Annotated in this window: 5 protein-coding genes and 1 pseudogene; all 6 read left to right on the top strand. The window is 65.9% G+C overall.

Annotated features, from left to right (window positions below; translation table 11 throughout):
• On the top strand, window positions 1-944 hold a 944-nt coding region (locus VGD93_RS15205), incomplete at its 5' end, for a hypothetical protein (protein ID WP_395013011.1).
• A gap of 10 nt (window positions 945-954) precedes the next feature.
• Entirely contained in the window at window positions 955-1,548 is a 594-nt protein-coding gene (locus VGD93_RS15200; RefSeq protein WP_169204636.1) for an STY4526/YPO1902 family pathogenicity island replication protein, read from the top strand.
• Window positions 1,549-1,655: 107 nt separating this feature from the next.
• Window positions 1,656-2,054, top strand: a complete 399-nt coding sequence (locus VGD93_RS15195; RefSeq protein ID WP_169204635.1) for a hypothetical protein — start codon at window positions 1,656-1,658, stop codon at window positions 2,052-2,054.
• A gap of 10 nt (window positions 2,055-2,064) precedes the next feature.
• Entirely contained in the window at window positions 2,065-3,210 is a 1,146-nt protein-coding gene (locus tag VGD93_RS15190) for a PFL_4669 family integrating conjugative element protein (protein WP_395013010.1), read from the top strand.
• Window positions 3,191-3,673 carry a hypothetical protein gene (locus VGD93_RS15185; RefSeq protein WP_210148010.1) on the top strand — a complete coding sequence of 161 codons (483 nt, stop codon included), beginning with the start codon at window positions 3,191-3,193 and terminating at the stop codon, window positions 3,671-3,673. The genes VGD93_RS15190 and VGD93_RS15185 overlap by 20 nt, the downstream gene beginning before the upstream one ends.
• Window positions 3,674-3,711: 38 nt before the next feature.
• Window positions 3,712-3,981 (top strand): annotated as a pseudogene (locus VGD93_RS15180) (hypothetical protein); the annotation flags it as partial.

Below are 3,981 nucleotides of genomic sequence, written 5' to 3'. Positions count from 1 at the left end.
AAACCCTGGTCTGGGAAAAGGCCCGCGGCACCGCACTGCTCAAGAGCGAGCTCGAATCCGAGCTTCAGCGACCGCTGAGTCTGCGCGAATTGTCCGAGCATGCCCAGCGCTGCGGCCTGAAGCTCCATAGCGTTACCGCATCCAACTACCTCTTCGCGATCGACTACCTGGCCCCGATCGGGCTGCACCTCACACACGAGAGCACCGCCGCCATTCGCGCCCGGTTCGGGTGCCTCGAAAAACTCGCCGAGGCACTCAATCTGGATCCCCTGGTGCGCAAGACCGCATTCGAGGAACTCGTCGCCGACATTGCCACGGAGATCAACGCGTTCCGGGAAACGGACGATCCGCCGCGACTCGGGAAGGACGACGTGGAGATGATCCTCTCCCGCATGACCTCGCAGTTTGCGACGCTCGCAAAGTGCACGCCTGCGGCCGCGGAGCGCGCCGCTCTTGCGGTTGCCGGTGCCGAGAGGCAGCTGCCTCATTCGGAGATCCGCCGTCTCCTGTGCGAGCCGCCGCCATGCGAAACGGCGTCCGATGCGACAGACGCAATGGAGCGCGCGGCGCCAGCGGTCTCGCCGCCGACGAGAAAGGGCAGGGACGCGAGGGCCGGGGTACGCTTTTCGAAGCGGGTCGGCGACTTCGTCAGTGTGTTCCGGTTGTCCGACTGCGTCCGCCTGGACCCCAGCCAACCACGAGGATTCTGCGTCGAGCCCTTGCCCGCGCTCCGCGGCGGCAGCGAAGAGGTCGGGCGCGTCGGGCGCGCGGCCGCTCACCGGCTCCTGGCGCAACTGTCAATCTCCGCCGACGGGAGTGGCTCCGAGGCCGACCCCATGGTGGCCTTGCTGCGCGATCCGTCCTCCTGGGCGGCAACACGATCCCTCCTCGACGCGTATCACCGTGCGTGCGCGGAGAAGCCCCCCAGCGCCGAGGAGAAGTAGGAGGAGCAAGATGATCCCGATAAGAAGCGAGCAGCTGCGGTACGCCCTGCTGTCGCATCTCATTCACCTGCTTGACACCGGAGAGCTGCAGACGCTGCTTGAGGCCGGGCTCAGCCCCGACTTGCTGGATACCCTGCGTAGCGCATCCGCCCGCGACCTCGCATCCATAGCCGGCATGCCTCAGCTCGACGTCTGCATCCATTTCGATCCCGCAACGCTCGAGGCCGCCTATCGACGGCACTGCGCGATCGCCGAGATGCGGCGGCTGATGGAATATCACGTGATGCACGGCGCGCAGCCGCCGCTCCTGGTTCACCTCTTCAAAATGACCCTCACGGAGATTCAGCAGCAACGCGCGCTGCTTTGTCCCGGTCCGCCGCCGCGCGGCCGGCCGGCCCTTCCCGATCCGAGCGTACGTGAAGCGGTCCATAACGCCTGGTCGCGAATTCGATGCACGCATCCGCCACAGCGTCAGTTCGTGGAACTGCATCGCGCATTCCCGGACCATTCGATCGCAACGCTGTGGCATGTCGTGCATGAGTTCGACTCGGATGTCGAGGGCATCGATCTTCTGGATTCATCCAATCCAACGTTAAAGCTGTAAGCGCTGGATTCATCCAACCCAACAGCAACGCCACCGCCGCTGGATTCCTCCGACCCAGTGCAACGCCGACTTCGTTTGGATTCCTTTAACCCAGCCGTGCTTCACCGATGTCCGGACATTCCCTCTCCGAGTCGCAGATTACCCTCGAGGTTCTTATTCGCCTGAACGGTGACTACGCCGCCACCGCAGTCCTCCTTGCCCTGCTGTGGCGGGCCGCGGACCACGCGTCCGTGCGCATCTCCAGCCGCACACTGGCCGGGTACACCCTGCTGGGGCATCAGGTTGTCCAGCGCGCCTTGCTGCGCCTGGAAAAGCAGGGCTTGATCCGCAGTCGCAAGGTCCGTCGCACCACTGGCGCGTACGCCGTCGACATGGCGGCGCTGCGGCAGCTCTTGAGCAGCCCGCTTCCCGAATGCGACTTCCTACCCGGCTTCACACCCATTCCGGCGCTGGCCCAACTGCAACCCGTCGAGGCGCCCGCGGATGACCTCACCGACGCCACCTAGAGGACGACAAATGCCATCCCATCCGATCGCCCCACCGCTCCCGCACTCGTCCCCTGCGCCTGACGACGACCTGCCCGGGCTCCTCGATCCCGTCTTCCCAGGCGGCACCCCCATCCCCTTCGAGACCGACGATCGGTCCCCGTTTCCCGATCGCTACAGCATTTCCAGGGAGCGCGAGAAGCTTGCCGATCTGATTGAGGCGGACGACCCCGATCCCCACGATCCGCGCTGGGCGCGCTACGAGCTTTATCTTCAACGCTGCGACAAGCTCAAGCAGATGGAGGCTGAATACCGGGTCACCGCGGGCGCCGATGCCACGGTCGAACCCGCGGTCGCGACCCAACTGCGCGATCTCGGCTCGCTCGTCGACGATGGTGTGGATACGATGACCCTCCACACGAAAGAGGGCTTTCGGATGTTCATGGGCCGCCGCCGCGACCCCGCGGGGCACTACAATGCCATTCCCGGCGGCAAACGGGTCGCATCGAGCCTCAAAGCCCTGTGGGCGCTCACGCGCAACAACAACCCTTACGCGGACTGGGCGCTCCTGCGCGCCGATCACCGCATCCCGGAGCTCAGGCGGGCACTCGACCGCCAGGCGACCCTGCTCAGCGCCGAACTCAAGAAGCGGGCCGACAAGGGACTGGGCTTCGGCATCCTCAAGTCCCGCGAGCCGAAGGTCCTGGAACTCGGATTCCGCAGCCCGTACGGCTATGTCATTGCCGAGCTGATCGTGGAGTTCGACTACTACGTCCGGGTGGTCAAGACCCTCGGGCGCAAGTCCCTGTTCTCAGACAAGGAGGCGCATGACGCCATCCGCCAGTTCACCCGGCCGATCCGTGCCGCTTTCGAGGAGTTCATCCGGTTCGAGAACTGGCTCACCAAGCCGGACCTGCTGCCGCTCAGCCGCGCCGACTTCCTGCCCGGCGCCGACGCCAATGCCGGCAAGCGTGTCGCAGCGGTCACCGGGATCTTCGGGGCTGTGCCAGCCGGCATCTACGCAGGCCACCAGATCTCGCGCCATTCCCAGCGCCGCATTTCGATCTCCGACACCGAGAAGGCCATGCTCGAGCGCGTGGCTGCCGACATCGCCGCCATCGATTCGGAACGTGGCGCAGCCGGCGATGAGACAACCGATGATGGGCTGGTCGATTGAGGCGCTGGTGAGGGCGATGGCGCAACCGGATCCGCCGGGTGCTGCCGATGTCGTCGACCCGCGCTGCGGCAGTACGCCTTGTCAACAGGATGCTGACGCAAAGGCCTTTACGGGTAGGGGCGGAGCCCCAGCCGACGTGCGGCAGGCGCAGGCCCGTGTTGACAAGATTCACCACCAACAGGAGGACTTGTCGCGGCTCACACGCCGGGTGCGGGGGCGGAGCTTCTATCTGTCGGTGCATCGGCGCAAGGCCACCGGTCAATTTCACCTGCGCTGGCGTGCGGCAGGCGCCGGGCCCCGCGCCGGCCACATCCCCTGGGGCGCAATCCACGCCCATTTCGCTCAACTCCCCGGGGCGCTGCGCGAGTGGTATGAGCGCGCCCACCGGCGCGCCATCGAGCTCAACCGGCGAGAAATCGAGGCGCGCCTCGCGCTGAAGCATGCCCGGCAGCACGATCCGTAGTCTTCCGCACGGCGGCGGCACCGGCGTCGGCCACCGTCGTGTTCTACCTCGACGCCCAGGAGTACAACATGCCGAACGTATTTCGCGGGAAAGGCAATCTCGGCGATACGCCCATTCTCAAGCACGTCCCCATCAACGGGGTCGATGAGGTCGTCGCCGAGATGCGTGTGTTCTTCGACGACTACGCCTACGACCAGGCCAACGGCGAGTATCAGCAGGTCGGCGGATTCTGGATGAGCGTGTCGCTGTGGGGCCAGCGCGGCGAGGACGCCGCGCGCGTGCTGCGGCGAGGTGCGCGCGTCCAGGTC

It is taken from the genome of Devosia sp., from assembly GCF_036406155.1.
In the GTDB taxonomy this organism is placed as follows: domain Bacteria; phylum Pseudomonadota; class Alphaproteobacteria; order Rhizobiales; family Devosiaceae; genus Devosia_A.
Note: the sequence above shows the minus strand (reverse complement) of the source record. Positions and strands in the feature narration are given on the sequence as shown.